This window comes from Pseudomonas sp. Pdm06, assembly GCF_014851795.1.
Lineage (GTDB): Bacteria > Pseudomonadota > Gammaproteobacteria > Pseudomonadales > Pseudomonadaceae > Aquipseudomonas > Aquipseudomonas fluorescens_AA.
The window spans coordinates 1-486 of sequence record NZ_JACVAH010000044.1 but is presented as its reverse complement, the minus strand read 5'-3'; the positions used below and the strand labels follow the sequence as shown (position 1 = coordinate 486).

At 64.8% G+C, this 486-nt stretch carries 1 protein-coding gene; it reads right to left on the bottom strand.

Annotation, left to right across the window (positions count from 1 at the left end; genetic code table 11):
• A partial coding sequence (locus IB266_RS31345; RefSeq protein WP_318646614.1) for a carbon starvation CstA family protein occupies nucleotides 1-486 on the bottom strand: 486 nt, incomplete at both ends.

Here is a 486-nt window from a genome sequence, read left to right as displayed (position 1 = left end):
CCGCGCCGCAGGCGATGGTGATGAACAGGAACGGGAACAGCCCGCCCTTCCACACCGGCCCGGTGCCGTCGGTGAACTGGGTCAGCGCCGGCATTTTCAGCTCGGGCATGGTGACCAGGATGCCGATGGCCAGGGCGACGATGGTGCCGATCTTGAGGAAGGTCGACAGGTAGTCCCGCGGCGCCAGGATCAGCCACACCGGCAGTACCGCCGCGACGAAACCATAGCCGATCAGCATCCAGGTGATCTGGATCCCGGTGAAGGTGAAAGCCTTGGCCCAGACCGGGTCTGCGGCGATTTGCCCGCCCAGCCAGATCGACCCCAGCAGCAACAGCACGCCGATGAGCGAGATTTCACCAATGCGGCCCGGGCGGATGTAGCGCATGTAAATGCCCATGAACATCGCGATCGGGATGGTCGCCATCACCGTGAAGATCCCCCACGGGCTCTCGGCCAGGGCCTTGACCACGATCAGCGCCAGCACCG